This window comes from Spirillospora sp. NPDC049652 (assembly GCF_040675125.1).
Classification (GTDB): Bacteria; Actinomycetota; Actinomycetes; order Streptosporangiales; family Streptosporangiaceae; genus Spirillospora.
Genome location: NZ_JBFAOF010001267.1, coordinates 1 through 1,684 on the forward strand (window position 1 = coordinate 1; position 1,684 = coordinate 1,684).

3 protein-coding genes are annotated in these 1,684 nt (G+C 73.9%); 2 read left to right on the top strand and 1 reads right to left on the bottom strand.

The annotated features are described in order from the left end of the window. Positions 1-112: 112 nt before the first annotated feature. Positions 113-517 (top strand): hypothetical protein, encoded by a 405-nt coding sequence (locus AB0J52_RS39280; RefSeq protein ID WP_500188176.1) that lies wholly within the window; start codon positions 113-115, stop codon positions 515-517. Here the strand turns inward: AB0J52_RS39280 and AB0J52_RS39285 are convergent. Continuing rightward, positions 468-1,373 carry an SDR family oxidoreductase gene (locus AB0J52_RS39285; RefSeq protein ID WP_500188178.1) on the bottom strand — a complete coding sequence of 302 codons (906 nt, stop codon included), beginning with the start codon at positions 1,371-1,373 and terminating at the stop codon, positions 468-470. The genes AB0J52_RS39280 and AB0J52_RS39285 overlap by 50 nt on opposite strands. A gap of 168 nt (positions 1,374-1,541) precedes the next feature. Between AB0J52_RS39285 and AB0J52_RS39290 the strand changes: the two genes are divergently transcribed. Next, positions 1,542-1,684, top strand: a 143-nt coding sequence (locus tag AB0J52_RS39290) for a helix-turn-helix domain-containing protein (RefSeq protein ID WP_500188179.1), incomplete at its 3' end; no start/stop codon positions are given.

The following is a 1,684-nucleotide window of genomic DNA, read 5'->3' on the forward strand; positions in this document are numbered from 1 at the left end:
CTCGCGGGGCGCTTTCACACCGCAGGACGCCTCCACGCCCCGGCTCGGGTCCGCGGCGCCCGGGGCGGTCGTGCGGAGGAGGGTGGTTGCGGGGGTGGTGGTGGCGAGTGGGGTGATCGCCGCCGTTGACCTGTACTGGGCCTCGGGCGGCGGGGTGGGGACGAATCCGCGTTATGCGGGTGAGCTGGACGCGCCCGCCCGCATGCTCTCCATCGGAGACGCCTTCTGGGCCTTGGCCGGTGCGGCGAGCGCCTGGGTTCTCCTCGGCCGCATGGCTCGCCTGCCGCTGTGGCTGCCGGTGGCCACGGCCTTCGTGGCGTCCGGCTCACTCGTCGGCTGGGGCGGCTGGCGGATGGTGCTCGTCCTGCTGCGTCCGGGCGGCACCGAGCCCCACGCGCTGCCGTCCGTGGCGGTCGCCGTGGACGCCGTCAGCGTGGCCGCAGGGCTGGCCTTGGCCGTCCACCTGTTCAGGGCCGTGCGGGGGCGAAGTAGTGGCCTTCTTCAAGATCCGCGATGAGCCCCGGGTGGACGGGCTCCCAACCCAGCAGCGCGCGCGTCTTCTCGCTGGAGACCGGCACGTCCATCGTGATCACATGGCTCAGGAAGCCGAAGTGCTCCTGCACGTCCGCCAGGGGAACGGACGCCGTCGGCAGCGAGAGATGGCGTCCGATGACCTCGGCGATCTCCCGCGTCGGGACGCCCTCGTCCGCCATGCCCTGCAGACGCGATCCCGCAGGTGCTCCCTCCAGCGCGAGCCGGTACAGGCGGGCGGCGTCGAAGCGGTGCACGGCGGGCCAGACGTTCGCGCCGTCGCCCGGATACCCCGCCACGCCCCGCTCGCGGGCGATGCCGATGAGCACCGGGACGAACGCCCGGTCGTCCGGGCCGTGCACGGTCGGCGGGAGCCGGACGACGGAGGCGCGCACGTCCTGGTCGGCGAGGGCGATGGCCGCCTCCTCGTTCAGGAACCGCGTGTATCCGAAGGCCCCGGGCGACGTCCGGGTGTCCTCCGTCGAGAGCTCGCCCGGCGCTCCGCCGGGTGCGACCGCGGCGGTGGCGACCAGCGGACGGCCGGAGCCCGCCAGCGCCGCGCCCATCGTCTCGATCGCCCGCCGGTCGATCCCGAGGCTCTCCTCGAAGCGGAAGAAGTCGTTGAAAGCGAGGTGGATGACGCCGTCCGCCGCCGAGGCCCCGGCGCGCAGGACGTCGAGGTCCTGGAGGGAGCCGCGCAGCACCTCGGCGCCGGCGGCCCGGACCTTCGCGGCGGCGGCGTCCGAGCGGGCCAGTCCGACGACCTGGTGCCCGGCGCGCAGCAGCTCGGGGAGGACGGCGCCGCCGATGTATCCGGACGCCCCGGTGACGAGAACACGCATGATGAAACTCCTGGAACGAGAGGAAGACCCGGCCTGTCCCGGCCGGGCTCCCACCGTGCGCCCGCCGCCCGCCCCGCGTCCAATGATCGTTTCGCAACGCGCGATACGGGCCGCGTATCACCGCAGGTGGGATGCCCGGCGGCGCTCTACGCTGAACGGATGTCCGACATGCCGCCCCCGGCGGACCTCGATCTCCGGCTCGTCCGCTGCTTCACCGTCCTCGCCGAGCACCGCCACTTCGGCCGCGCCGCCGAAGCGCTGCACCTCACCCAGCCCTCGCTGAGCAGGCAGCTCCGCAGGCTGGAGCGGGA

Excerpts from the sequence above, each read along its gene's own strand:
- AB0J52_RS39285 (WP_500188178.1), bottom strand. The coding sequence starts at position 1,373 with ATGCGTGTTCTCGTCACCGGGGCGTCCGGATACATCGGCGGCGCCGTC.